The 25,743-nt window shown below is 37.5% G+C and carries 17 protein-coding genes; 5 read left to right on the plus strand and 12 right to left on the minus strand.

Features of this window, described 5'->3' with window-relative positions:
• Positions 1–185 precede the first annotated feature (185 nt).
• From QOX35_RS11250 to QOX35_RS11290, 9 genes are all read right to left on the minus strand, one after another.
• Positions 186–1,559 (minus strand): glycoside hydrolase family 43 protein, encoded by a 1,374-nt coding sequence (locus QOX35_RS11250; RefSeq protein ID WP_283686970.1) that lies wholly within the window; start codon positions 1,557–1,559, stop codon positions 186–188.
• Positions 1,560–1,580: 21 nt separating this feature from the next.
• On the minus strand, positions 1,581–2,420 hold the full coding sequence (locus QOX35_RS11255) for an SDR family oxidoreductase (protein WP_283686971.1): 840 nt from the start codon (positions 2,418–2,420) through the stop codon (positions 1,581–1,583).
• Complete coding sequence (uxuA, locus tag QOX35_RS11260) at positions 2,417–3,589, minus strand: mannonate dehydratase (RefSeq protein ID WP_283686972.1); 1,173 nt, start codon at positions 3,587–3,589, stop codon at positions 2,417–2,419. The genes QOX35_RS11255 and uxuA overlap by 4 nt, the downstream gene beginning before the upstream one ends.
• Positions 3,590–3,596: 7 nt before the next feature.
• A complete protein-coding gene (locus QOX35_RS11265) occupies positions 3,597–5,627 on the minus strand; it encodes an alpha-glucuronidase (RefSeq protein ID WP_283686973.1) in 2,031 nt (676 codons plus the stop codon).
• Positions 5,628–5,730: 103 nt separating this feature from the next.
• The gene (locus QOX35_RS11270; RefSeq protein WP_283686974.1) at positions 5,731–6,705 is read right to left on the minus strand and encodes a glycoside hydrolase family 43 protein; all 975 of its coding nucleotides are present in this window, start codon (positions 6,703–6,705) and stop codon (positions 5,731–5,733) included.
• A 34-nt stretch (positions 6,706–6,739) separates the two neighbouring features.
• Complete coding sequence (locus QOX35_RS11275) at positions 6,740–7,891, minus strand: endo-1,4-beta-xylanase (RefSeq protein WP_502846765.1); 1,152 nt, start codon at positions 7,889–7,891, stop codon at positions 6,740–6,742.
• 25 nt (positions 7,892–7,916) lie between these two features.
• Entirely contained in the window at positions 7,917–9,329 is a 1,413-nt protein-coding gene (locus QOX35_RS11280; protein WP_135104237.1) for an MFS transporter, read from the minus strand.
• A gap of 12 nt (positions 9,330–9,341) precedes the next feature.
• Complete coding sequence (locus QOX35_RS11285; RefSeq protein ID WP_283686976.1) at positions 9,342–11,273, minus strand: sialate O-acetylesterase; 1,932 nt, start codon at positions 11,271–11,273, stop codon at positions 9,342–9,344.
• An 11-nt stretch (positions 11,274–11,284) separates the two neighbouring features.
• On the minus strand, positions 11,285–13,810 hold the full coding sequence (locus tag QOX35_RS11290; RefSeq protein WP_283686977.1) for a glycosyl hydrolase 115 family protein: 2,526 nt from the start codon (positions 13,808–13,810) through the stop codon (positions 11,285–11,287).
• Between the two features lie 785 nt (positions 13,811–14,595).
• Here QOX35_RS11290 and QOX35_RS11295 point away from each other — a divergent pair.
• The 4 genes from QOX35_RS11295 to QOX35_RS11310 all read left to right on the plus strand — a co-directional run bounded on the left by QOX35_RS11295 (position 14,596) and on the right by QOX35_RS11310 (position 21,772).
• A complete protein-coding gene (locus tag QOX35_RS11295) occupies positions 14,596–16,143 on the plus strand; it encodes a glycoside hydrolase family 43 protein (protein WP_283686978.1) in 1,548 nt (515 codons plus the stop codon).
• Positions 16,144–16,244: 101 nt separating this feature from the next.
• On the plus strand, positions 16,245–18,215 hold the full coding sequence (locus QOX35_RS11300) for an alpha/beta hydrolase-fold protein (protein WP_283686979.1): 1,971 nt from the start codon (positions 16,245–16,247) through the stop codon (positions 18,213–18,215).
• Positions 18,216–18,343: 128 nt separating this feature from the next.
• A complete protein-coding gene (locus tag QOX35_RS11305) occupies positions 18,344–19,300 on the plus strand; it encodes a glycoside hydrolase family 43 protein (protein ID WP_283686980.1) in 957 nt (318 codons plus the stop codon).
• A gap of 39 nt (positions 19,301–19,339) precedes the next feature.
• The gene (locus tag QOX35_RS11310) at positions 19,340–21,772 is read left to right on the plus strand and encodes an alpha-L-arabinofuranosidase family protein (RefSeq protein WP_283686981.1); all 2,433 of its coding nucleotides are present in this window, start codon (positions 19,340–19,342) and stop codon (positions 21,770–21,772) included.
• 128 nt (positions 21,773–21,900) lie between these two features.
• Here QOX35_RS11310 and QOX35_RS11315 read toward each other — a convergent pair whose 3' ends face one another.
• Positions 21,901–22,488 (minus strand): phosphoglycerate mutase family protein, encoded by a 588-nt coding sequence (locus QOX35_RS11315; RefSeq protein WP_283687090.1) that lies wholly within the window; start codon positions 22,486–22,488, stop codon positions 21,901–21,903.
• Positions 22,489–22,715: 227 nt separating this feature from the next.
• Between QOX35_RS11315 and QOX35_RS11320 the strand changes: the two genes are divergently transcribed.
• Positions 22,716–23,612: a phosphatase PAP2 family protein gene (locus QOX35_RS11320; RefSeq protein WP_283686982.1), complete on the plus strand. Its 897-nt coding sequence runs from the start codon at positions 22,716–22,718 to the stop codon at positions 23,610–23,612.
• Positions 23,613–23,618: 6 nt separating this feature from the next.
• Here QOX35_RS11320 and QOX35_RS11325 read toward each other — a convergent pair whose 3' ends face one another.
• Together QOX35_RS11325 and QOX35_RS11330 are read right to left on the minus strand one after the other, a co-directional pair.
• Positions 23,619–24,359, minus strand: a complete 741-nt coding sequence (locus QOX35_RS11325; RefSeq protein WP_283686983.1) for a LytR/AlgR family response regulator transcription factor — start codon at positions 24,357–24,359, stop codon at positions 23,619–23,621.
• Positions 24,340–25,407, minus strand: coding sequence for a sensor histidine kinase (locus QOX35_RS11330; protein ID WP_283686984.1), 1,068 nt, complete (start codon positions 25,405–25,407; stop codon positions 24,340–24,342). Before QOX35_RS11330 ends, QOX35_RS11325 begins: the two co-directional genes overlap by 20 nt.
• Positions 25,408–25,743 lie beyond the last annotated feature (336 nt).

Below are 25,743 nucleotides of genomic sequence, written 5' to 3' on the forward strand. Positions count from 1 at the left end.
CAAAAGTAACAGGTTATTGTATATATTTTCCTTGTTACTTTCTCATTCGACCAACTCATATATAGATAAATAATCCTGCCAAGAATAACACTGGCAGGATTAAATCCTTTGTAGTTGTTCAAGTTCATTTATATGTAGAGAGAATCTGACTAGAACAACAAGAAGTCATATCATAGCAAAATCATCTATTCTCCAAACATCCAATAGTCGAAATTGAATAAAGAGTGAGGTTCTTTGCCTTTAAACACAAAGTATACATCATGAACATCTTTTGTGTTTTTAACAGCTGTTTCCACTAAGCTCCAATTATCCCATTCTCCGGTATATGGTGCGTGCAAAGTACCGACCAGTTGTCCGTCAATATTATCAAGTCGTATTTCAATAGTTCCACCATGATATCTACTTGATACTGATGCGGAAAATCGTGAAGCCCCTTTATTTCCGAAATCAACGTTCCGTACTTTAATATAATCTCCATTATGTATGGAGGTAACATAAACACCGATTTTCTCATTCTCTTCTATCGATATACCTTCACTCCAAGCCATCGTTTCTGCTTCAGTTCTTTTAAAAGGATTCAATTTGTTAACACCCTTCATGATACCCTCTTTGGTCATTTTCATTTCAGGGATAGATCCATCCTCATTATAGGAGAATTGTTCTACACATACAGAACGGCAATAGCTATGGCCTCCGGGCAGGGCATCATTGTGATAAAAGAAGTATGAATTTCCCTTATAATCAATTATTCCGGGATGATTGGTATTACTGCCCCCTTCCAAAGGCATTACACAACCTTTATATTCCCACGGACCTGTCGGATTTTTACTTACTGTATAATGGAGTGACTCAGGGAAACCTGATGCATAGATCATATAATACAAACCTTGACGTTTATAGACCCATGGCGCTTCGGTAAAGCCTGGTCCAAAGATAGACTTGTCTTTAGCATCGAGGGCGGTAATCTCACCATCAACCGAAATCATGTCATTATTAAGTTTAGCCCAATAACATACGCCATTACCCCAATACAAATAAGCTTGTCCATCATCATCTATAAAGACAGAAGGATCCAGATCGTCCCATGCATGTTTAGCATGGCTAGTCATATCATTAGTCACTAACGCCTTCCCCAAAGCGTCTTTAAATGGCCCATAAGGGCTATCGGATGAGGCTACTCCTACAGCAACTCCGGGAAAGAACTTGTTCATTGATGAGATATACCAATAAAACTGACCATTACGATAAATACATTGTGCCGCACTTGCATCACCTACCGACCAAATAAAATCACTTGTTCTCAAGGGTGTTTTATGTGCTGTCCAGTTTACCATATCTATGGTTGAAAATAATTGGTAATCCCTCATTAAATAACCATTTGGCGGAGCATCCTTTTCGTCATGGCCCACATATAAAAACAATGTATCATTATAGACTATCGGTGCTGGGTCTGCGGTATACATTGTTTGTATAATAGGATTTTGAGCCTTTAAATTAAATAAAGGCAAGTTAATCAAGATCAATAATAAGCAGAAACGTGTAATTCTTTTTTTATTCATATTATTCTGTCATATAAATATTTAAACTCCGCTGTAAGCACTAAACCCACCATCGACAGAAAGCACTACTCCGGTTATAAAACTAGCTGCATCACTGCATAGAAACTGTACAACTCCGTTTAGTTCTGTAATATCACCGAAACGTCCCATTGGGGTTTTAGTCAATACCTTTTTACTTCTCTCTGTTAAAGAACCGTCAGGATTGATAAGTACGGCACGGTTTTGATCTCCGATAAAAAATCCCGGAGCAATTGCATTTACCCTGATCTTATCTCCATATTTTAGAGCCATTTCGGTAGCCATCCACTGAGTGAAGTTACTTATTGCTGCTTTTGCTGCCGAATAGCCGGGAACACGACTTATTGCAGAATATGCAGCCATGGAAGAGACATTTATAATATTTCCACTTCCTTGTTCAGCCATAACTTTTGAAAATATCAGACTTGGAAAAACTGTACCGTCCATATTGAGCTTTATAACTTTTTCCCAATCCGTTGTTTTCATTGTATAAAAATCCTGATCAGGAGCTAATGTTGCTCCCGGAACATTACCACCTGCTGCATTAACGAGAATATCTAATTTGCCATATATGCTGAGTATCTTTTCTCGGCTTTTTATCAACTGATTTTCATCCATCACATCGCATTTGATGAATAAAGATTTACCTCCATTTTCATTAATTTCCTTAACCAGAGTATTTCCTTTATCTTCGTTTCGTCCCAGTATTACAACATTTGCTCCTTGTTCTGCAAGGTGTCTGGAGATACTGCCGCCTAATACTCCGTATCCTCCTGTAACAATCGCAACTTTACCTTCTATAGAAAAGATATTCTGTTTTGTTTTTGTATTAATATCTGTCATCTGTTCAATTCGTTTTTTATGGTTTCTATTACTCCATCCATCTGTGCTAGAGCATACATGCGTCCGTAGAATGAGTAACCCGGATTATAGCCTTTATCAGCATCATCGAGCATTAGTCTGCCATGATCTACTCTCATGGGAAGTAACGGATTTTCCTTTTCAAAAATACGGGCTAATTCTATTAGATGTCCCCGTCCTTCCAGATGTGGGGCTTCGATAAAATTGCCATCCGAAAGGATATTTGTACTTCTTAAATGTACGAAGCGTGTACGCGATGCAAACTGTCGAGCCAATTCCGGAACATTATTGTGTATTCCTGAACTTAGCGATCCTGCACAAAATGTGATTCCATTATGTGGGTTGTTAACAGCATTTAATATCCATTCAATATCTTCTCTGTTAGAAACAATACGAGGTAAACCCAATACCGGATATGGCGGATCGTCAGGATGAATACACATATTAATACCGTATTCGTCACAGACAGGCATTATTCGTTCTAAAAAGTATTTTAAGTTTTCTCTTAATACTTTGTGATCTATACCATTGTACAAAGCTAGAAGTGTTTTAAAAATAGCAACAGGATTTTTATCCCCGTCCTTTATATTACCATTGATAAAACCCTGTGTCTTTACAATGATAGTGTCTATCAACTGTTCTTTTTCATGTTCTGTTATAATCTTATCCAGTTGGTAGACCTTATCCATTTCTTCTTTTGAGTAATCCTCTTTTGCACCTTCCCGTTTAAGGATCATGCAATCAAAGTAAGCGAAGCGTGTCTTATCAAAATAAAGAGAGAAAGTACCGTCAGACCATGGGTACATGAGATCTGTACGAATCCAGTCTATAACGGGCATAAAATTGTAGCAAACAGTTTTAATACCGGCTTCTCCAAGGTTTCGGAGGCTTGTAATATAATTATCTATCAGTAAATCTCTATTATCTCCTCCATATTTAATGGCTTCGCTAACAGGCAGGCTTTCTACAACAGACCAGTACAGTCCGGCTTCTTTTATATAGTTATTCAGATCGTTGATTGTTTCTGACGACCACACTTCACCGTTCGGTATATCATGCAATGCGGTAACAATCCCTTCTACTCCGATTTGCCTCAATATAGGCAGCGTAATCTTATCTTTTTTCCCGAACCACCTCCATGTCTTTTTCATTTTCTAGTTAATTATGGTGTTTCATATCTAGTTTTATTTTCATCAGGTCATCGAGCTCATATATAGGACGTTCAAGATCATAGGGGATAGGCTTTTTTGAGAATGTCTGGAAGTACAACAAACAAGCATCTCTCCACCATACGGCATCTCGTGCCTGAATTTTTAATTTGGATTGAACCTCCTCGAAACGTCTGGAGTCTACATATTGCTCCATTCTATCCCAAACTTTCTGATACTCTCTTACCTGCTGTACACCCGAATCATACTTATAACAAAGAGCATCCCACATCGTTTTATCGTCATTCATCTTATAGTTCCATGGAACATGATGAAACCACAAGAGTAAATTCTCTGGACAGGTTGATATGTCATTATAAATATTATTCAAAGGAGGAAAATAATGGGACACGGCATCACTCCCCGTTGTTGTACGATTAAAACCGAGCCCTATAGTATCTGCTTTGTGATAGTATACAGAAGTCCAGTCTTCTCTAGCGGCTTGAGACAACCAAGGTTCAGGTCCGTAATGGTGGTCTTCGGCAAAAATATGGTGAAGTCCTAGCGGCATCATATAGTCAACAATGGTTTCTCTAGAGCTCAACATCATATTTTTTACCGGTTCTATAAATGCGTTATTATCCGAAAATGTCATTCTTATCCATTCATCAGCTATTTGGTTTGAAGAAAGTTGATGATTCCAAGCTAAGCGTCCGAATGCATACCAGTTAGCCTGTGCAAAATGATGTCCACACCAGTTTGTATCTTCACCTATATTAGCTACAGCCGATATGGCCGTCGTTTTAGCCGGACGTAATGTCCCGTCTGTTATTTTGGCTACCGTAGAACCCTTTCCATCCGAATATGTGTCGCTGTCAAGAGTTTCCTTGAACATAGTAGCCAGATATGCAAGATGGTTAGAAAAACCGAGATACTCTTGTGTTATCTGAAATTCTACCATTGCCGGAGTCTTACGCAGTGCGCCAAACAAAGGATTGAATGGTTCACGTGGTTGAAAATCGATAGGACCGTTCTTTATCTGAATAATGACGTTATCCCGAAATTGTCCATCCAATGGTACAAACTCCTGATATGCCTGTTTTGCCCGGTCTTCCATACTCGGATTATATACAAATGCTCGCCACATAACTATACCCTTGTATGGCTTCAGTACATCGGCTAACATATTTGCGCCATCGGCATGGGTTCGTCCGTAATCTTGAGGTCCGGGTTGCCCTTCAGAATTAGCTTTTACCAGAAACCCTCCGAAATCGGGGATTAGTGAATAGATTTCTTTGGCTTTGGCTTTCCACCACTTCTGCACCTCCGGGTTTAATGGATCCGAATTGGATAGACCTTCCAATACCTTAGGGGAAGAGAAATTTACAGAGAGATAAACTTTCAGACCATAGGGACGGAAGATGTCAGCTAAAGCTTTTACTTTTTCCAAATAATCTTTCTTTAGAATATTCGGTGAAGCATTCACATTATTCAGTACAGTTCCGTTAATTCCTATCGAAGCATTCGCCCGAGCATATTCTTTATATCGTGGAGAAAGTGTATTGGGCAGTTCGTCCCATTTCCATAACGAATAACCCGCATATCCACGTTCGATAGTTCCGTCTAGATTATCCCAGTGATTGAGGATACGTATATCGTAAGAGGGCAGTTCTTCTATATTTAAAGTAGTTAAGTCTGCTCCTGTTTGTTGCAATCGTAATAAACAATATGATCCATATAGTAGCCCGACATCAGAACCTGCTGAAATAATAATTTTCTGATTATTGGATTTAATACTATATCCATCTTTAAGATGCTTGAGTTTTTTATTTAACTGTAGCTCTACGGTCTGTCTTTGCCAATGATTTGATAATTCATCCAAAGCAATATTGATAGTAGGGCTACTATGTGATGATAGTATCGATTTCTCTTTTTGCTTTATTTCAGGGTAGCGTAGCCATAAGCGGCTCCCGTTTTCAGCCCATGATAAGAGAGATGATAAAATAAAAATAATAAAGAGCGAAATGTATCTGATTGTCATATTAATCCTTTTAATATTAAATACAAGGGCGAATATTCATTCGCCCTTGCCAGAAAACTAAGAGTCCAAAAAATTAACCTAAAACCTTTAAACCTAAAATAAACTAATAGCTTTCTAACCCTTCTATTGTTTTAATTGTTCCGTCATTGTTATATTCCAATTCGATAACTTTCATACTTCTAAGCCATGTTTTTCCGCCCGAGGGTACAGAGTCATGATGGAAAAGATACCATTTGCCTCTGTATTCGACAATGCTGTGATGTGTTGTCCAGCCGACTACAGGAGTGAGTATAACACCACTATAAGTGAAAGGCCCGTATGGATTGTCACCTATAGCATAGCATAGAAGGTGTGTGTCTCCTGTGGAATACGAGAAGTAATATTTGCCGTTATATTTATGCATCCATGATGCTTCAAAGAATCGTCGATTGGTGTCACCTTGTGTCAATGGATTGCCATGTTCATCAAGAATAATTACATCTCGAGGCTCTTCGTCAAATTCGAGCATGTCATCTCTCAGACGTGCAACTTTTCCACACAAAGCGGGTTCGTTGTCGGCCGGAAAAGAAGCGCACTCCAATGCTTTATTTTTGCGATAGCGTTGCAGCTGTCCGCCCCAGATGCCTCCAAAATAGATATAATATTGTCCGTTTTCTTCAAATACACAAGGGTCTATACTATAACTTCCTTTTATTGGGTTATCCTGTGGTATAAATGGCCCGTAAGGTTTATCGCTAACAGCTACTCCCAAACGGAAAATATCATTTTTGTCTTTCATTGAGAAATACAAGTAATACTTACCGTCCTTAAAAGCCGTATCGCTATCCCATAGCTGACGACCAGACCAGGGAATATCTTCTACTGAAAGAACAACCCCATGATTGGTTACCTCTCCGTTTTCCACATCTTCTAAAGAGAAGACATGATAATCTTTCATATTAAAATGATCTCCGTTGTCATTTTCTGCAATGCCGCTTTCCCAATCGTGGGAAGGATAAATATAGATCTTACCTTCGAATACATGTGCAGATGGGTCAGCCATATAATCCTTCGGAAATAAATATCGTGCTTGTTTCATTTTTTTATTAGATAATGATGCTTATTATTTTTGCTTATCTTTTCTCTTCAGGAAGACCGGCCATCTTGATAATTTCTTGAACAACAGGTTTAGCCTTGTATTGTCTGTCAAACAATAAAGGATAGTCGGTACGGCCTTTCATTGGAAAATCGTTTTTCCATGAATCTACATCGCTTACACCCCATAAGGTGACACGGGTTATTTTTTCCTTATTATCTATAAAGAGCTTAAAGAAACTTCCCATACGCTCTGTCCATGCTACTGAAACTGAATCAGGTAGTCCGGTTGTATATGGATTCATTTTCTGATTATATGCTTCTATATCAGAGATGTTTGCTCCTGTGTTGCGACGAGGAGAGGGTAGGGCACTAAGATCTAATTCTGTAACCATAACCTTTACACCTGTTGAAGTATAATCATCAATAGTTGCCTGATATTCTTCCAGACTTGGTCCATCCATGCCAAAATGTCCTTGCATACCTACAGCGTCGATTCGTATGTTTTTTTCCTTAAACGATTTTATCAAATTGATAATAGCTTCACGTTTGCCTTTATGCCATTCGTTATAGTCGTTATAATACAGTTCAGCATCAGGGTCAGCCTCATGAGCATATTGGAAAGCTAAAGGAATAAACTCTTCTCCCAAAATTGTGTAAAACTTACTTTTACGATATGATCCATCTTCCATAATCGCTTCATTCACCACATCCCAACCTTTTATACGTCCCTTGTAGCGAGACACTACTGTCGTGATATGATTTTTCATGCGTTGTTTAAGAACTTCAGCTGATACGTCTTTTCCATCATTATCTACGAAGAACCACGATGGGGCTTGTGAATGCCAAATTAGACAATGTCCTGTGATATAAAGATTGTTTTGTTCTCCAAATTCTACAAACTTATCAGCATCATCAAAGAAGAATTCACCTTCTTTGGGTTGCAGGAACATGCTTTTCATACAGTTTTCTGCTACTATGGCATCGAATTCGTTTTTCACAATATTTATCGATGCGGTATCTTTCCCATGTATCTGGGTTACATTAAGAGCTGTCCCTATATAAAATTTTCCTTTTAGGGCTCCTTTTAGTGACGGTTCATTTTTTATTTCTTTATTACTTTTTGCGCTACAGGCAAATGCTGTCATCAGCAACAAAGAAATGAGAAAATAATAGATGTTTTTTTTCATACTAAAATGTTTTATAGCGTTATTTTTATTTCAGATGTCTCTCTTCAATCTCCATGTTTATTTTGTCGATTACATTATCTTCCAACTCATATCGAGATATAATGAACATAGCTAAAAGAAGAAGTATTGCAGGTATTACAGCAACAAGCCATAAAATACCTTGTTCGGCAAAGGCAGATTGTGTAACTTCGTTGTCTTTGTCGAAGCCGACAAAAGCCAATACAAGCCCCGGGACAACACCACCTAAGGCCATTCCTGCCTTATAGAAGATACCTGTCAAAGCATTGACTATTCCTGAAATTCTTTTACCTGTTGTATGTTCTCCATACGAGATTACTTCCGGAACCAGAGCCCACATATATCCCGTAGCAACAATTATTCCTGTCGATTTGATGAATTGGGCAATAAAGACCAGCCAGACTTGGGTCTTAAGCGCAGGTATTACCGAAATGGCATATAACAGCGCCATACCGATAATAGCAACCGTTAGAAATACATAGAACATTTGCTTTTTGCCGATTGCTCTTTTGATGGCAGGTACCATCGGCATAAAGATAAAAGCAGGGATAGATCCCAAAGCCATAAAGTATGGAAGCATATCGGGAGCCTGCACGTTGTAAATCATATAATACGACCCGGCTGAATTACCGATTGCCATCATCGCAAAAGCTGTAATGAAGAAAAAAGCCAATATTCTCAGTGGGCGATTATGTTTGAATTCTATCCACAAGTCCGAAACTTTTACATTTTCTGTTTCTTTTTCTGCCATTACTACTCGTTCTTTAGTCTGAGTAAAGCAGAAAATTAATAAGGTTAATCCGGCTATGGCATAGATAGTCATTGTGATAAACCATGCGTTGGCAGATTCCGGCGAATTAATTTTCCCGTCGGATGAGAAGAGTTTTACAAGAATAGGTATTCCATAGCCTACTGCCAGTCCTCCCAGATTTGCCATAAACATACGTACCGAAGTAAGTTTGGTAATTTCATCTGTATCGCGTGTAAGTGATGCATTCAACGCTCCATAAGGAACATTTATAAGGGTATAAAGCATCGATAAACCAACATACGTGATGTAGGCATAGAGCAATGACCCCGAAAATCCATTCCAAAAACAAAGGATGGCAAAGCCCGTAAGAGGTATACCTCCAAGCACCAGATAAGAACGGTATTTACCTAATTTAGGATTGTGTTTGTCTACGAATGCTCCCACTATAGGATCCCAGATTACGTCGACAATACGTACTATAAGAAACATAATCCCTGCTGCGGCAGCAGAAATGCCGAATACATTTGTGTAGAAAATGAGAAGGTACATTGATACCGTCTGATAGATAAGGTTTTGGGCTAAATCGCCCGAGCCGAATCCAATGCGTTGTATTCCCGATAATTTGTAAAAACCTTTTGATTCGGCTTTACCTTGTGATGTTGATTCCATTGTATGTTTTATTTATTTTTTTATTAATTCAACTTGGAATGAAGATGCGGGAAGACCTTCCTTATTCTTTAGGTTGGCTCCTTCTGGATTGTCAGCCCAGCCATATCGTACAGATACAGGTTGTTGCACCTGATTGCTCCATACTTTTATTGTATTTCTGTTTAATACAGCCGCTTCTGCCCAAACATACCTATTATCTCCTCCTGCAATAGTGAATCCGTTAAGCACCTGGTTGGAATATAGACCAGATCCTACAGAAGAGAAAGTGAGAATGACATTATTGCCTTTAACTTCGAAGCTTTCCAATTGGGGGCCTCTGCTTACAATTGTGGTGTCACCATAAGCTACACGTTGAGTTTCCAATGCCAAACGATGACCTACTCCTTTTTTGTTTTGCGGGTGAATATCGTTCCAGTCACCGAGTCCTAATGTGACAGCCATACCTGTATATGGTAAACTCAAGGCTTTTCTTTGCGCTTCTCTAAGTTCGGCCATGCCACTCTCCGAAGGATATTTGTTTGCTCTGTTAAGTTCCGGCAGTTGAGCGTATATAAATGGTAACTCCGGTTCATTTCGTTGGGTTCTCCAATCTTTGATCAAATCCTTAAATAAGGCTTCGTATTCTTTTGCCCGGCCGACGTTAGACTCTCCTTGATACCAGATTACACCTTTGATCTTATAGTTGTTTGATGGAGCAATCATGCCGTTATACAGTGCGGTAGGTTTATCCTGATAAGAAGTATAACCACCTTCTATAGGTAGATTTTCTATTCCGACACGATATTTCCATTCTCCAGTCAAATCGATTGTTCTGTCACTCAGAATTATCTTATATGGCTTTTCTTCCATAAATGCACCTCCTCTATTGGTAACAACTCTTATCGCAACAGTATTTTTTCCGGCTTTAAGTATTCCTTCGGGAACATTATAGATACGCGGTGGATATTGATAACTTGTTGTACCAACAAGTTGCCCGTTAACAAAGGTTGAGTCTGAATCTATTATATATCCTAAGCGTAAGATTGCTGCTTGGGCAGCTTCATCTTTTGTTAGTTCAATTTCTTTGCGAAACCAGATGACACTTCTATTTATTTCCATGTCTTTTTCTTTCCATGAGCCCGGGAGATAATAATCTTTCCATTCCGATATATCAATATCTTCTTTATGCCAACTACCTGTGCCTTTGTCAATTGGTCTGATGCCAGACCATCTTTCAAGTCTTTCTTGTTGTTCTCTTTTTTTAGTTTCTTCGATAAATCCTATTGTTGCAAACTTTTCTGCTTCAGCATTGAGGTCAGGATATTTCTTTATAGTTTCGCCACTGATCCATGCTTCCACAGGAGTGCCACCAATGGCAGTGCTTATAAGTCCTATTGGAACTTTGTACTTGTTATACAGCTCTTTTGCAAAAAAGTATGCCGTGGCTGAAAATTCCATAATGTTTGCCTGCGAAGCATCTTTCCATTCTCCTCCTTTGTAATCAATAAGTGGCTCGCCGAATGCATAATTGTTTGGCATACGGAAAAGTCTTATATATGGATTATTAATCTCCTTTACTTCTTCACGGTACAAATCGAGTGTTCGTCTGATCGGTAATTCCATGTTAGATTGCCCAGAACATAACCAAACATCTCCAAATAAAATGTTTTTAATTATGATGTCATTGATCTGTATTTCGGAGGGTGCCCCTGCTTTTTGTGCCGGCAAAATAACTGTCCAATCTCCATTCTTATCGGCTTTTGTCTTATATGTTTCTCCTCGAAACTTTACAATTACAGATTCTTTAGGTGATGCCCAGCCCCATACTTTGACAGGGGTATCTCTTTGAAGTATCATTCCGTCGCTAATCAGGCGAGGTAATTTTACTTTCGCACTTGATTGTATACCAAAACCCAAAATGAATAGTACAATCAAACAGAATTTTACAATATTTTTACTTTGCATATTATTAAACTTTATTTCAATTCGCTTTCAGGTGCACCTAAGTACGACGGTTTCAGACCTCCAGTATCTATTAATATTTTTTGTAGAACAATGCCCGGTTCTAATACACGGAATCGAAGAGTGTGTTTACCTTTTTCTGTTATCGTATGCTTTGTGGTCGATTTAATTATAGCTTCTGCCTGCCATAGACCAAGCTCGCCTTTGTAATGTCCGTTGAAATTTACGATTTGTTCATTCCTACCATCAAATGAGATTGCATAACGAAGCCCTTTATTCGCATTGAAGTTCAATGTCGGAGAAAGTAATAGATGTACATTAAAGTCTCCTGTCGATTCGAAATCAATGTCATACTCGATATAGATATTATCATTTTCTTTTGGATAGATATTTTGAGGGAAAGTAGTCATGGCTGATTTTGTCTTCCCCATATCCGGTATTATATCCCAATGTATCTTGTCGGAATTATTCAAGCGACTGTAATTGCCCGCTTCAATAGAAACATATCCGTTTTTCTCGACAAAAACTTTGTTCTGGTAGTCTTTTGTCTGCATTATGTATTCTACCTTAGGCATAATGCTTTTAGGTGGATTGTTCCAGCTTCTATATCCTATACGTACCTGATCCATCATATGCGGCCATTTACCTCCGGCTATAGTCTGATTGTAATGGACAGTCAGTAATGAATCCCTCTTAAAACAATCTTTTACTTTATCTGCCCAATAATTAGCCTGTACATCTTTTTTAGCTGCATACGATTTATTCTTTGCTTGAGCATAATACATTTCATAAAGATTGGAACATGCATTGATTGGGAACAATACCAGCTGATCGAATGTATCTTTATATTCACTTGGCATGAGGTAATATAAACGCATAGCATCGATTACCAGATTGCGATAATCGTTCATTACAGTCTCAAATTCCTTATAATTTTCAAGGCTGTAAGTCTTATCATTTAATAATTCAGGAGTAACGCGTCTATTGTATTTTGAGTAAAGATTAATCAAACGTGCTGCTTCTTTTGCGTATGTACTTCCGAATTGCTGTTCGCACCAGTTTTCTGTATGATCTAATAGGTTATGCGGATTGAATTGGCTGGGATTCCATGCCATATCGAGGAAGAAACTGATTGGATATTCCATTGGTTTAAGATCTCCTACATTAACAACCCATATACGATCTACTCGATGTGTGTAAGTAAGATTCATCTGTTCCCAGACACGTTGTATCGGATTTATATTGATCCACTTCGAATTTCGGGGGGCACCTACATAATCGAAGTGATAGTACATTCCATATCCTCCTTTATGTGGTTTCGAATTGATTTCGGGAAGTTTTCGTACATTTCCCCAGTTGTCGTCACAGAAGAGAAGTGTGACATCATCAGGTACTCGCATCCCCTGATCGTAATAATCTTGCACCTCTTTATACAGCGCCCAAACCTGAGGTGTTTCCTCCGGTTTCTTTCCTGTAACTTCGCTTATGATCTTTCGTTGATCCTTTACTATTTTTTCGAGCAAAGCAATGTTTGTATCTTCGCTCATTGCTTCGTCTCCATCCCCGCGCATGCCTACTGTTACTACTTTTTCCCAGTCTTTAGCTCGCTTCATTCCGAACCTCCAAGATTCTTGTAGCGCTTTTGTATTTTTAGTATAATCCCAAATGTTTGGTAAGTTATTCCTTTTTACATAACGATGCCAGTCGGATTGTGCCATAGCCATGGGTTCGTGGTGAGATGTACTCATGACAATCCCCATTTCGTTTGCTAAAACTCCGTTTTGAGGATCGTCATCATAGAATGCGCTTCCCCACATGGCCGGCCAAAGGAAATTACCTTTCAGGCGAAGAATTAACTCAAAAACTTTCTCGTAAAATTTACTATTAAAGCCGCCAAATGTTACATTAGCCCAACCACTAAGGGCAGGGGCTTCATCATTCAGGAATATGCCTCTGTATTTTACAGCAGGTTCTCCTTCTGTATATTTTCCTCTTTTTATATATATATTCTGTTGTTTTTTTATCGGAACATCTGCCCAATAATACCAAGGAGAAACTCCTATTTGTTTAGACAGTTCGTATATACCATATATGGTACCTCGTTTATCGCTACCAGCTATAACTAAGGCTTCTTTTACTCCTTTGATAGGATTTTGTACCGTTTGAATCAAATATTTCTCATATTTCCCTTGCAATTCTGAGGCATTGATCTTTTTGTTTTTTACCAAATCATCAATGTATTTGCTCTTGCCGATAGTGCCTATCAACAATACAGTTTCTTCGGCAGACACTTTATCTACTTTCAATATAGGAGATACTCCTGTCACTTTATCTATGTCCACAGATAAGTTCGTTATTGCTTTCAGTATTCCGGAGTCTATATTGTTATCGATCAATATAGGTGTGGCAACAAAAGATTTTACCAGAGTAAAGACGTCCTCTTTGTCTTTGTCAGAGAATGAAACAAATTGATCTGCTTGAGCAAATAAAATCAAAGGGAATAAGCAGAGCGTTAATAGAATGTACTTTATATTATTCATGATATATGATAGATTTTCAGTATCGATAGTTTTATCATCATACCGGCATAAAACCGGTCAATTTTAGTCTAAGATTATGTACGATATGTATTAAACAAAATTAAAACAAGCTAAGGGAAACAGAGACTATTGTTGTATACTATTACCCAAGTAAATGTCTTATCTATATTGCATGTGTTGCATATCCTTTCGTTTTTGTCTTATTGTTTAATTTTAGAATTAAAATTGTCTTAAATTCTAACTTTTAGATTAGCTGTTAATCGTCTTTTTTTTTTGAATCTTGCAGTTTTTTTATTGTATTGTTTTCCGGTGGATTTCTTTAGTGTTAATTGAAATTTAGGAAGTTGAAATCGAGAAAAATATTAATATCGGTAAATAGTCCGTGCGTTAATTGTATGTTTTTAGAAAAAACTGATGGAGTTTGTTCTATTTCAGCTTTTGCTGTAGATATAATGAAATTTCCATCTGTCTGTTATTTCTGGAGTGGTGATAATAATCGTATTTTGGCTATTTTCTTTTTTTATAGGTATATCTAATTAGAAATGAGTTCTTAATTACTCTTGTGGATAAATGGTTGTGCGCCTTGTGTGCAACAAAAGCAAAAGGATATGCAACACATGCAATATAGATAAGACATTTACTTGGGTAATAGTATACAACAATAGTCTCTGTTTCTCTTAGCTTGTTTTAATTTTGTAGTATGCCGTGGGTTTGGTCTGTACCAAAGTGAATTATCACAATCCTCATTCTAAATATGAAAAATAAATAATCTAAATATTTACCATATGAAAAATATTATTTTAGTATTAGCCTTATTTATATCAGCTTTGGCAGGGTGTAAAAACACACCTTCAGTCAAAAAAGATAAGTTTACAAATCCTGTAATATATGCAGATGTTCCCGATATGGATATAATCAGAGTTGGGAGTGACTACTATATGGTTAGTACTACTATGCATTTAATGCCCGGAGCTCCTATTATGCGATCGAAAGATCTTGTTAATTGGGAAATTGTAAGTTACCTCTTTGATGAAATTAAAGACAGCCCTTTATATGATCTAGAAGGTGGCAACGTATATGGGCAAGGACAATGGGCGTCATCTCTTCGATATCATAATGGAAAATTTTATGTTCTGTTTGCTACGAACAGACCACAGAGAACATATATTTATGAGACAGAAGATCCTACAGGTAAGTGGAAAAAAATAAGTGAATTTGATAGAACTTTTCATGATGCATCACTTTTGTTCGACGACGATGGAAAAGTTTACCTGGCCTATGGTAGCGGTCAGATTCGCATAACAGAATTGAAGAGCGATCTTTCGGATGTTAAACCTGACGGACTTGATGTCGTTGTAATTAAAGGGAAAGAAGATGGCTTCCCTCATTTGTTGGAAGGGACTCATCTATGTAAATACAACGATAAATATTATATGTTTTTAATCTGGTGGCCTCAGGGGGGCATTCGTACACAATTATGCTTTCGTTCAGACCAGATCGGAGGACCTTATGAGTCAAAAGTAATCCTGTCAGACTTTATGGATAGACCGGGTGCAGGTGTTGCACAAGGTTGTATTGTTGATACAGAAGATGGAGATTGGTATGGCTTCTTATTCCAAGACAGAGGGGCTGTAGGACGTGTACCAGTATTGATGCCTTGCCGTTGGGAAGATGGTTGGCCAATACTAGGTAATGAAGAGGGGAAAGTGCCTAAAGTAATGGAAAAACCTATACAAGGATTTAATGCAACGCCATTAGTCATAAGCGACAATTTCGATACTGATAAATTAGCTCTAAACTGGCAATGGAACCATAATCCTGATAATAATTTATGGTCTCTATCAGAACGTCCGGGATACATGAGATTGAAAACAGGAAAAGTAGTTGAAACTATATTTGAAGCTCGTAATATTTTATCACAAAGAACGGAAGGTCCAAAATGTAGTGGTATTATTTCTATGGATATTTCGAATATGAAAGATGGAGATATTGCAGGGCTCGGAGCATACTGTGCAGAACCGGGATTAATATCCGTGTTAATGGAAGGTAATAAAAAGTACCTTGTTATGAAAGATCGAGATCAAGAAAAAGCTAGAGTTGATCTGTCCGTTGATAAGATATATTTACGTATGGATTGTGATTTCAATACCGATAATGCTAATTTTTTCTATAGTCTTGATAAAGAAAATTGGATACAGTTAGGTACCGAATTTCATATGATTTATAACCTGAAACATTTTATGGGCAACCGCTTTGCAATATACAATTATGCAACTAAAGCTGCCGGGGGGTATGTTGATGTTGACTATTTTGAATATGCTAAAAGCGAATAATATGAATGTACAAGGGCTAAAATAGTTTCTAAGGTGAAATAAATCCTAACCGTAGTGTTATTCTATGCATAAGTTGATGTACTTAATCTAAATCATATAGTATGAAAAAATTTTTCTTTTTGCATTTATTTATTTGGGGACTGACAGTCGGGGCTATCAGTCAAAATTATAAAAGTGCGCCGAATGGATACGATGTACCCCGCACTGGGATATCTCATGGACAAATAGATACGGTAACTTATTATTCTAAGACCGTAGATACTAATAGAAAAGCTCTTGTTTATACTCCTCCCGGATACTCTAAAAATAAACAATATCCTGTATTGTATTTGTTGCACGGTATTGGAGGCGATGAAAAAGAGTGGCTTAGCCATGGACAGCCTCAAGTAATTCTTGATAATTTGTATGCTGATAAGAAAATAGTACCCATGATTGTCGTATTGCCCAACGGACGTGCTATGAAAGATGATCGTGCTATTGGAAATATAATGGAGGCACCAAAAGTAGAGGCATTTGCTACTTTCGAGAAAGATTTGTTAAATGACCTTATTCCTTTTATCCAGAAAACTTATCCTGTGTTGAAAAATCAGGAAAATCGCGCGCTTGCCGGCTTATCGATGGGTGGCGGACAATCTCTAAATTTTGGACTGGGGAATCTTGATACATTTGCATGGGTAGGAGGTTTTTCTTCTGCGCCAAACACTAAAGCCCCAGAAGTGTTAGTCCCTAATCCAGATGACGCAAAGAAAAAATTGAAGCTCCTTTGGATCTCTTGTGGAGACAAAGACGGATTACTTAACTTCAGTAAGCGTACTCATGACTACTTAGCTAAAAATCAAGTCCCTCATGTTTATCAGGTTATACCGAATGGATATCATGATTTTAATATTTGGAAGCAAAACTTGTATATGTTCTCCCAATTGCTCTTTAAACCTGTGACCGCTGATCTTATCGAACAATACAGCTATATTCCTGAAGAAGCAGAGGTCGGTATCCCTGCATCAACAAATGTTCCTGGGGCTCAATATCCTCAGATATTATCCGGAAACAGAGTGTTATTTCGTATAAAAGCACCTGATGCTAAAAGAGTGCAAGTGGATTTAGGAAAGAAATATGACATGGTTAGAGAAGAAGAAGGTTCATGGGCAATTACTACCGAACCTATTGTTGAAGGATTTCATTATTACTCTATCCTTATTGACGGTGTTGCTGTTTGTGATCCTGCAAGTCGCACTTTTTATGGTATGGGCCGTATGGCAAGTGGGATTGAAATACCCGAGAAAGGTGTGGATTACTATAACCTAAAGAATGTACCTCACGGACAAATAAGACAGATTCGTTACTTCTCAGATGTGACCAAAGCATGGCGTAGAGCATTTGTATATACGCCGGCAGGATATGATACAAATGCTTCGCAAAGATATCCTGTACTTTATTTACAGCATGGTGGAGGCGAAGACGAAACAGGATGGCCTAACCAAGGCAAAATGGATGCAATTATGGATAATCTGATAGCAGAAGGTAAAGCTAAGCCGATGATCGTAGTTATGGATAACGGCTATGCTGTAGATCCGTCGGCATCTTCAGCTAATTCACCTCAGGGGCTTAGAGGATTGTTTCAGAACAGTGCATTGGAAAAAGTTTTTATTAACGAGATTATCCCTTTGGTAGATAAAGAATTTCGTACTATTGCGGATCGTGATCATCGGGCTATGGCAGGCTTATCGATGGGAGGGTTTCAGTCATTCCAGATTGCTATGACAAATTTGGATAAATTTGCTTATGTAGGCGGATTTAGCGGAGGCGGAATAATAGAACAAGGCGCTGATTTTTCTAAAATGTATAATAATGTTTGGTCCGACGTTGATGCATTCAACAAAAAAGTGAAATTGATATATTTAAGTATTGGAACTGCCGAGCCGACAAATATGTATCAAACCGTAAATAACTTTCATAAAGAATTCGAGAAAGCAGGAATTAAACATGTTTATTACGAATCGCCGGGAACATCCCACGAATGGTTGACATGGAGAAGATCATTGAAACAATTTGCTGAGTTGCTATTTAAGTAACGATATAATTAGATTGTTATACGAAAATAATAATAGTCTAAAGATTGAATTGTAAGAAATGAATATAATTGACAAGTATCATATACGTGAAAAACAATTGTTAAAGGAACAACAAAATATAAAATCTAATGAAAAAGAAAGCTTTGATTTTTTTCTTGGGTGTTTTGCCATTGGCGATAGCTACTAATGCTCAAAACCCAATTATCACTCACATGTTTACAGCCGACCCTGCACCTTTGGTACACGATGGCACAGTATATCTTTATGCCGGACACGATGGTGCAACAGAACAAGATACAAATTATAAAATGCCCGACTGGTATGTTTTTTCGTCTACCGATATGGTAAATTGGAAAGATCATGGATCTTGTCTTTCACCTTCAACATTTTCGTGGGCTACAGGCGATGCCTATGCTGCACATTGTGTTGAACGTAATGGTAAATTCTATTGGTATGTATCAACTTTTCATAAAAGTGACGAAAACTCTAAAGGTGGTGCAGCAATAGGGGTTGCCGTTTCTGATAGTCCTACAGGTCCATTCAAGGATGCGATAGGAAAAGCCCTCGTTGTAAATGAAATGACTACAGATATGAAACATGGATGGGATGATATTGATCCGGCCGTATTTATAGATGATGATGGACAAGCTTATCTCTATTGGGGAAATGGCAGTTGCAAATGGGCTAAACTGAAAGAAAATATGATTGAGCTTGATAGTGAGATCACAGCTTTCAAGCCGGAAGGATATATTGAAGGTCCGTGGCTTTACAAGAGAAATGGAATGTACTATTTAATCTATGCAGGAGCGGGTACAAAACCCGAGATGATCGAATACTGTATGTCGAATAGTCCTGAAGGACCATGGGAATATAAAGGAATAATACAAGATAATGTGCCCAATAGTTTTACGACTCATCCCGGAATTCTTGATTTTAAAGGCAATACTTATTTCTTTTATCACAACGGGGCTCTTCCTACCGGAGGAAGCTATCGCCGTTCTATTTGTGTAGATTATTTATATTTTAATCCGGATGGGACGATTCAGAAAGTTGTACAAACAAAAGAAGGTGTAAAGCCCGTTTGATACAATATATCAAGAACTGAAGTTATATAATTTAGAATTATGACAACAAAAATATTTAGAAAAGCTTGTCTCTTTTTGAGCCTGACTTTATCTGTTTCGTTTTTGCAACTTTATGCTCAGAAATCTTCGACGGCTAAAATAACTGTTGATGTTGGAACACCAGGACATACAATTTCGCCTACTTTGTTCGGTATATTTTTCGAAGATATAAACTTGTCGGCTGATGGTGGGTTGTATGCAGAACTTATTCGCAACCGCTCGTTTGAAGATGCCGATACATTACAGTACTGGAAGTTTATTGGGGCTGAAAAAAAATCAACAGCTAATATTATTAAGGCCAATGTTCATTCGAGTCCACCCGTGCCACCGTTAAACCCTTACAATCGTAAGTCACTTCTTATCGATTTTGATGGCTCCTTCAAATTAGAAAATAACGGTTATTGGGGGATTCATGTTGCTAGTGGTGAACGATATTTGTTCAAATTGGCTGCCTGCGCTGTTGGCGGACTAAAAATTCCATTGCAAGTAAAGATTGTGAGTGCAGACGGAAATGTTCTTGCTTCGGGTGAAATAAACGGTATCACATCAGAATGGAAATATTATCCTCTCGTACTTACAGCATCGGGAGGAGACTCTAATGCCCGGCTTGAAATTTCAGGTAGTGGAAATGGTAAGTTATTTCTGGATATGGTTTCGTTGATTCCAGAAAAAACGTGGAAGAATAGTGGATTACGTATCGACCTGGCTGAATCAATCAACGCTTTAAAACCTACCTTTCTTCGTTTCCCAGGAGGCTGTTGGGTAGAAGGAGAAGATTTAGCTCATATGAACAATTGGAAAAAAACTATCGGTAATATAGATACCCGTACACCATTGTGGAATATTTGGGGATATAATGCTACACACAGCCTGGGGTATCATGAATATTTACAATTATCCGAAGATCTTGGCGCTGAACCTTTATTTTGCATTAATGCCGGTATTTCGCACCGCGAGGTGGTTCCAATGGATCAGATGGGACAATGGATACAAGATGCTTTGGATGCGATTGAATATGCAAATGGTCCTGTCACTTCTGTATGGGGGAGTATTCGTGCCAAAAACGGACATCCCGAACCATTCAACTTGAAATATTTAGAGATAGGAAATGAAAATGGAATGGCTCCTTATGCTGAACGCTGGGAACTCTTTGTGAAGGCTATTCATGATAAATACCCTGATATTGTTTTAATCGCTAACGAATGGGCTGGAGGACATCCCAAAAATCCAAAACCACAAATCGTGGATGAGCATTATTATAGCAATCCTGATTGGTTTATTTGGAATTCAAATAAATATGACAGTTATGATCGCAATGGCTCTAAAATATTTGTGGGAGAGTATGCTGTCACAAGTGGTACAGGGAATGGTAATCTACGTGGAGCTATCGGTGAAGCAGCTTGGATGACGGGTATGGAACGTAATTCTGATATCGTGGTTATGGCAGCTTATGCTCCACTTTTTTGTCATGCCAAGCATAAAGCATGGCCTGTAAACCTGATCAATTTTGATAATAATCGCTGGTTCGGTATTCCGAGCTATTATGTTCAGCAGATGTTCGCAACCAATCAAGGAACAGTAAATTTGCCTGTTAATATAGACTATGCCCCGACTGTTGAGATGCCTCGTTCGAGTGGCTGCATTGGATTGGGTACTTGGTTGAATTCGGCTGAGTTCAAAGATTTGGAGGTAACAGCACCGAATGGTAAAGTACTATTCAAACCAGATTTTAGTAAAATAGATGAAACATGGAAACATACACCTAGCAGTGAATGGTCTGCAACCAATGGTGTGTTGAAACAATCTGCAATTTCACCAAATACCACTATTTATATGGGAGATACGCTCTGGACAGATTACACTATAAAAGTGAGAGCTCGTAAGATTGAAGGAGAAAATGGATTTCAAATTTATTTCCACAATAAGAATAGAGGAGAGCGTACCCGGTGGGATTTAGGTGGTTTTACGAACTCTGTGAACATGTTAGAGGTCGGTTTGATAACGGAAAGTATGCCTTATAATGTAGAACCCGGTCGTTGGTATGACGTGAAGATAGAGCTTCGCGGCACTTCGGTAAAAGCATATCTGGACGGTAAACTTATACAGGAAGTTTCTGCTGATGAAAGTCTGAAAGTAAAAGGTCTTTGTTCAAGTGCTTCACGTGATGATAAAACAGGCGATATTATTTTGAAAATCGTGAATGTTACGGGTAAAAGTGTAAAGACTGAGATTGACTTGAAGGGTACTGATTTGCTTACCGGAAATGGGGAGGCTATAGTATTGACGTCTGCTAGTCCGTTTGATGAAAACACTTTGGACGAACCCACAAAAGTTTCGCCTAAGAGTGAGAATTTCAAATTCTCAGGGAAAAAACTTACACGTTCATTCCCCGGTAATTCGTTGACTGTATTACGCCTGACAACTAAAAAATAAAAATTGAGAAAATAAAAATCTTTATAAAAGCAAAGGCATCTCGCATTGAGATGCCTTCGTTTTTATTATGCTTATTCTTTTACTAATATTCTTTTATGAGCTTAAATGAGACTGTTTGATGTCTAAAATTAGGGTTTCCATTCTACTATACCTGTAACCGGATTCTCCTTACGCCATTGGATAAAGTCTCGATATGTTCTCACACCTCCTTCAATTACAGCCTGATAATACTCAATTCCCATTATCTTTTGATCGTCAGGCGTTTCGTACTTCAAACGTAGAATAGTATTTTTTGTTTTTTCGTTCAATACGCTAGCAATACGATCCGTAACATCTTCAAAATATCCATCAAAGCGTGAATTTTTGACGATATGAATCATATCAATGTGCCACATTTTTCCATCCCTGTCTTCATACCATGCATGCCATTCGAGGCAAGCATCCTCTTCCTTTAAAAGGTTACTATATTCTATTCGTTTTATAGAAGGATGCTCAGCTAGTTGAGCCATAGCTGCAAAACTATCAGTTAACGAGAATGGAGATGTGTATATATGAAAATCGATATCGCAGTGCTTCATCATAAGTCCCAACTTTAAAGACCCAATCAGATTGATTGTTGCTCCTATAGATTTCCATATATTTATTACGTTAGTATCCTTAATAATATCCCAAGCTTTTTGCTGATTTTGTGTAGACAATGCTAAAATTTTATCCATCATTCGATTTCTATTACGTATTTCGAAAACAAAGATATTCAAAATATTAAAATGGGGTATAACGATCCTTTTCTCTTATTTTTACCTTCTCCACCTCTAATATTAAAAAATCTACTTGATATATTATTTAGTCCATGGGTCAACACCTAATGTCCACTTGTCAATCCTTTTTGAAAAGCCCCTTAAAGCTCAAGAAATTTGTGTCTGTAAACTATTAAAGTATTGATATGACTAAAAGAGTTTCTATTTCTATTCTTTTGATTTTCTTTTATTTAATTCTTAAGGGGCAGACCGAAATAAAAAATGATACATTGATATTGCATAAACATCTACTTAACAAGCAAATTGATATGGAGGGGAAGGCTGATTCTGTATTTTTGCATCCGATACTTACTCCCGTATGGTTAGAAGAAGATAATATAGATTTGAAACTAGCCGATTTGAAATTTGAGAATAATAACCAGCCTAAAATAAAGATTCCTTATGTGAATCTGATCGCTCCATCGTTGTTGATCTCTTATGGTATTGCTGCTCAATATGTCAAGCCTTTGCAGAAATTAGATAAAGAAGCTCAATTATCTGCAATAAAGCGTGTGACCAAGCGTATCCCGGCAGATGATTATATTCAGTTTGCTCCAGCAGTTGGTGTCTATGCTTTTGATTTGATCGGGATAAAAGCAAAACACAACCTCAGGGATCGTACAATTCTAATGGCAACATCGAATCTCTTGATGTGTGCGACGGTACAGACATTGAAGCATACCACTAAAGTGATGCGTCCAAGCGGTTCAAACAGGCAATCTTTCCCCTCAGGACATACAGCCACCACATTTGTTAATGCACATATTCTATTCAAAGAGTATAAGGATTCTAATTGGTGGCTGGCTTTTAGTGGTTATGCCGTTGCTACTGCAACAGGAGTTTTGCGCGTGATGAATAATAAACATTGGGTGAGCGATGTAGTGGCAGGAGCAGGGATTGGTATTTTGAGTGCTGAAGCAGCTTATCTGTTGCTACCTCATATTAAGAAAATGTTTGGAATTGAAGATGTTAATAAGAACCTGGCTATTGTTCCTATTATTTCCCAAAAACAGTATAGCATAGGAGTATCTTATACCTTCTGATAAAGATTACTTACCAAAGAGTTTTTTATTGATAACTATTTTAAATAAATCACCGCGCCGGTATTTTGAGAGAGGCAGTTCCTTGTTTTTTACATAAATTCTACCTCCTTTTATACTGTCGATATGTGAGATATTTACAAGAAAAGACTTGTGAATTCTGAAGAATGATTCTCTAGGTAGCATCTTCTCAGTAGCAGCCATTGTCTGATGTACGATATGAATTTTATCCGATAGGTGAATTTTTACATAATTTTGCATCGACTCTATATACCGTATATCTGTCCATACAATACGTATAAATGAATCACCTTGCTTAATATAAATATCATTGTCATCATTTTCTAAATTTTGTTTGAAGAGTAACTGCGAAGTATAAGTGTTTTTCGCTTTTTGTGCAGCTTGAAAAAAGCGTTGAAAAGCAATAGGTTTCAACAAATAGTCGATAACATTGAGACGATAACCTTCCAAAGCATATTCAGAGTATGCTGTTGTAAGAATAGTTAAAGGTGCAGTTTCCAACGATTCGAGAAATTCAAGCCCAGTGAGATCCGGCATGTTAATGTCAAGGAACATCAGGTCAATTTCCTTTTCTTTGAGTATGCTGGCTGCATCGATAGCAGAGAAGCAGGTATCTACAATCTCTAGAAAATCTAATTTGCCAATATAGAATTTGATTCCTTCTATTGCGCCCGGTTCATCGTCAATAATCAAGCATCTCAGTCGCATATTATTTAGATTCACCATCATTGCTGAGATTTATTATAAGTTTTGAATGATAAATATTTTCAGTTTCACTGATTATGAGACTATGTTTATTGGGGTACAAAATGTTGAGACGTTTTTTGACATTATCCAGCCCTATTCCCGAATTGGAAGCTGTTGTTCGTTTTATAGATGATTTTGAATTCTCAACCTCAAAAGTTAATTCTTTATTGTTTTGGTTCAGATTGATGCTGATATATCCTTTTTGTGACTTTGACCGCGAAACATGTTTAAAAGCATTTTCTATAAACGGAATTAGTAGTAGTGGTGGTACTTGCATCTTAGGGTTTTCTAATTGCCAGTTGGCGTTAAAATCCAAGGTGTTTTCCCAACGATACCTCTCAACTTCTATGTAGCCTTTCATAAATCGGATTTCATCTTCTATATTCACACTTTCTTTATCAGAGCCATAGAGTTGATAGCGAAGAATGTCTGAATATTTTATCAGCAACGAAGAAGCCAAATCCGAATCTTTTTGTATCAGGATGTGTATGTGATTCAGTACATTAAACATAAAGTGCGGATTGATCTGAGCTTGCAAGGATTGAAGTTGAGTTTCCAGATGTTCTTTTTGTAATATAAGATGTTGCTCATAGAGCTTAGCATGCTCAAAATAGAATTTTAGTCCACCAAAACCAAGATTAACTAGAATAGTCAATGGTAAAAAACCAAATACTTCTGCTAAAAAGAGCTCTTTATTTTCTGAATTTTCAGATAATGGCAATATTCCATGTGATTCCAATAAGTAGAATCCTTCTAAAAATAACGACAACAGAATGGATTGAGTAATAGCCATTAGCAAAATCCAGCTGACTATTAGAGGCATTCTGTTTTTTAGGATTGCTCCTGATAATATACGATTGCACAAAAGGTGTGTAGTAACAATTAAGGTTCCTAAAAGAGCAATCGCCGATAATATTTTTTGAAATAAAAATGGATAATTAGAGTCATCTACAGCCCATATGATAGCTGCAATAATAATCCATAGCAGGAAGAATACACTGTTGAAGCTTTTTAATTGATACTTTTTCATTTGACAAAGTTAATAGATAATACTCAACCGTATATGTTCACAAATCACAGGAATTAGACTATTGGTCAAAAAATGTTACCGTATTAATTACATCTGATATTCTCTCTATCATTCTATCAAATATAAAGATTTATTATCTCAGTGTTTTTTATGTGTAATCAGTAGAGTTCTATTCTTTGTATTTCTTTTTTTTATGGCTTTATTCAATTATATTTGTTATCTGTTTTAGACTTTTGTTATAATCTTAAAGCTGATATCTTTAACTCTTTCTATCCCAGAAATTATATACAAGGCAAAGAAAGTACTATGCCTATTATAGCTTTAATGAATGGACAT

The organism is Dysgonomonas sp. Marseille-Q5470, from assembly GCF_951230145.1.
Taxonomy (GTDB): Bacteria; Bacteroidota; Bacteroidia; order Bacteroidales; family Dysgonomonadaceae; genus Dysgonomonas.

Coding starts and splice junctions, on each gene's coding strand:
- QOX35_RS11250 (WP_283686970.1), bottom strand. CDS start 1,559: ATGAATAAAAAAAGAATTACACGTTTCTGCTTATTATTGATCTTGATT.
- QOX35_RS11255 (WP_283686971.1), bottom strand. CDS start 2,420: ATGACAGATATTAATACAAAAACAAAACAGAATATCTTTTCTATAGAA.
- uxuA (WP_283686972.1), bottom strand. CDS start 3,589: ATGAAAAAGACATGGAGGTGGTTCGGGAAAAAAGATAAGATTACGCTG.
- QOX35_RS11265 (WP_283686973.1), bottom strand. CDS start 5,627: ATGACAATCAGATACATTTCGCTCTTTATTATTTTTATTTTATCATCT.
- QOX35_RS11270 (WP_283686974.1), bottom strand. CDS start 6,705: ATGAAACAAGCACGATATTTATTTCCGAAGGATTATATGGCTGACCCA.
- QOX35_RS11275 (WP_502846765.1), bottom strand. CDS start 7,891: ATGAAAAAAAACATCTATTATTTTCTCATTTCTTTGTTGCTGATGACA.
- QOX35_RS11280 (WP_135104237.1), bottom strand. CDS start 9,329: ATGGAATCAACATCACAAGGTAAAGCCGAATCAAAAGGTTTTTACAAA.
- QOX35_RS11285 (WP_283686976.1), bottom strand. CDS start 11,273: ATGCAAAGTAAAAATATTGTAAAATTCTGTTTGATTGTACTATTCATT.
- QOX35_RS11290 (WP_283686977.1), bottom strand. CDS start 13,810: ATGAATAATATAAAGTACATTCTATTAACGCTCTGCTTATTCCCTTTG.
- QOX35_RS11295 (WP_283686978.1), top strand. CDS start 14,596: ATGAAAAATATTATTTTAGTATTAGCCTTATTTATATCAGCTTTGGCA.
- QOX35_RS11300 (WP_283686979.1), top strand. CDS start 16,245: ATGAAAAAATTTTTCTTTTTGCATTTATTTATTTGGGGACTGACAGTC.
- QOX35_RS11305 (WP_283686980.1), top strand. CDS start 18,344: ATGAAAAAGAAAGCTTTGATTTTTTTCTTGGGTGTTTTGCCATTGGCG.
- QOX35_RS11310 (WP_283686981.1), top strand. CDS start 19,340: ATGACAACAAAAATATTTAGAAAAGCTTGTCTCTTTTTGAGCCTGACT.
- QOX35_RS11315 (WP_283687090.1), bottom strand. CDS start 22,488: ATGGATAAAATTTTAGCATTGTCTACACAAAATCAGCAAAAAGCTTGG.
- QOX35_RS11320 (WP_283686982.1), top strand. CDS start 22,716: ATGACTAAAAGAGTTTCTATTTCTATTCTTTTGATTTTCTTTTATTTA.
- QOX35_RS11325 (WP_283686983.1), bottom strand. CDS start 24,359: ATGATGGTGAATCTAAATAATATGCGACTGAGATGCTTGATTATTGAC.
- QOX35_RS11330 (WP_283686984.1), bottom strand. CDS start 25,407: ATGAAAAAGTATCAATTAAAAAGCTTCAACAGTGTATTCTTCCTGCTA.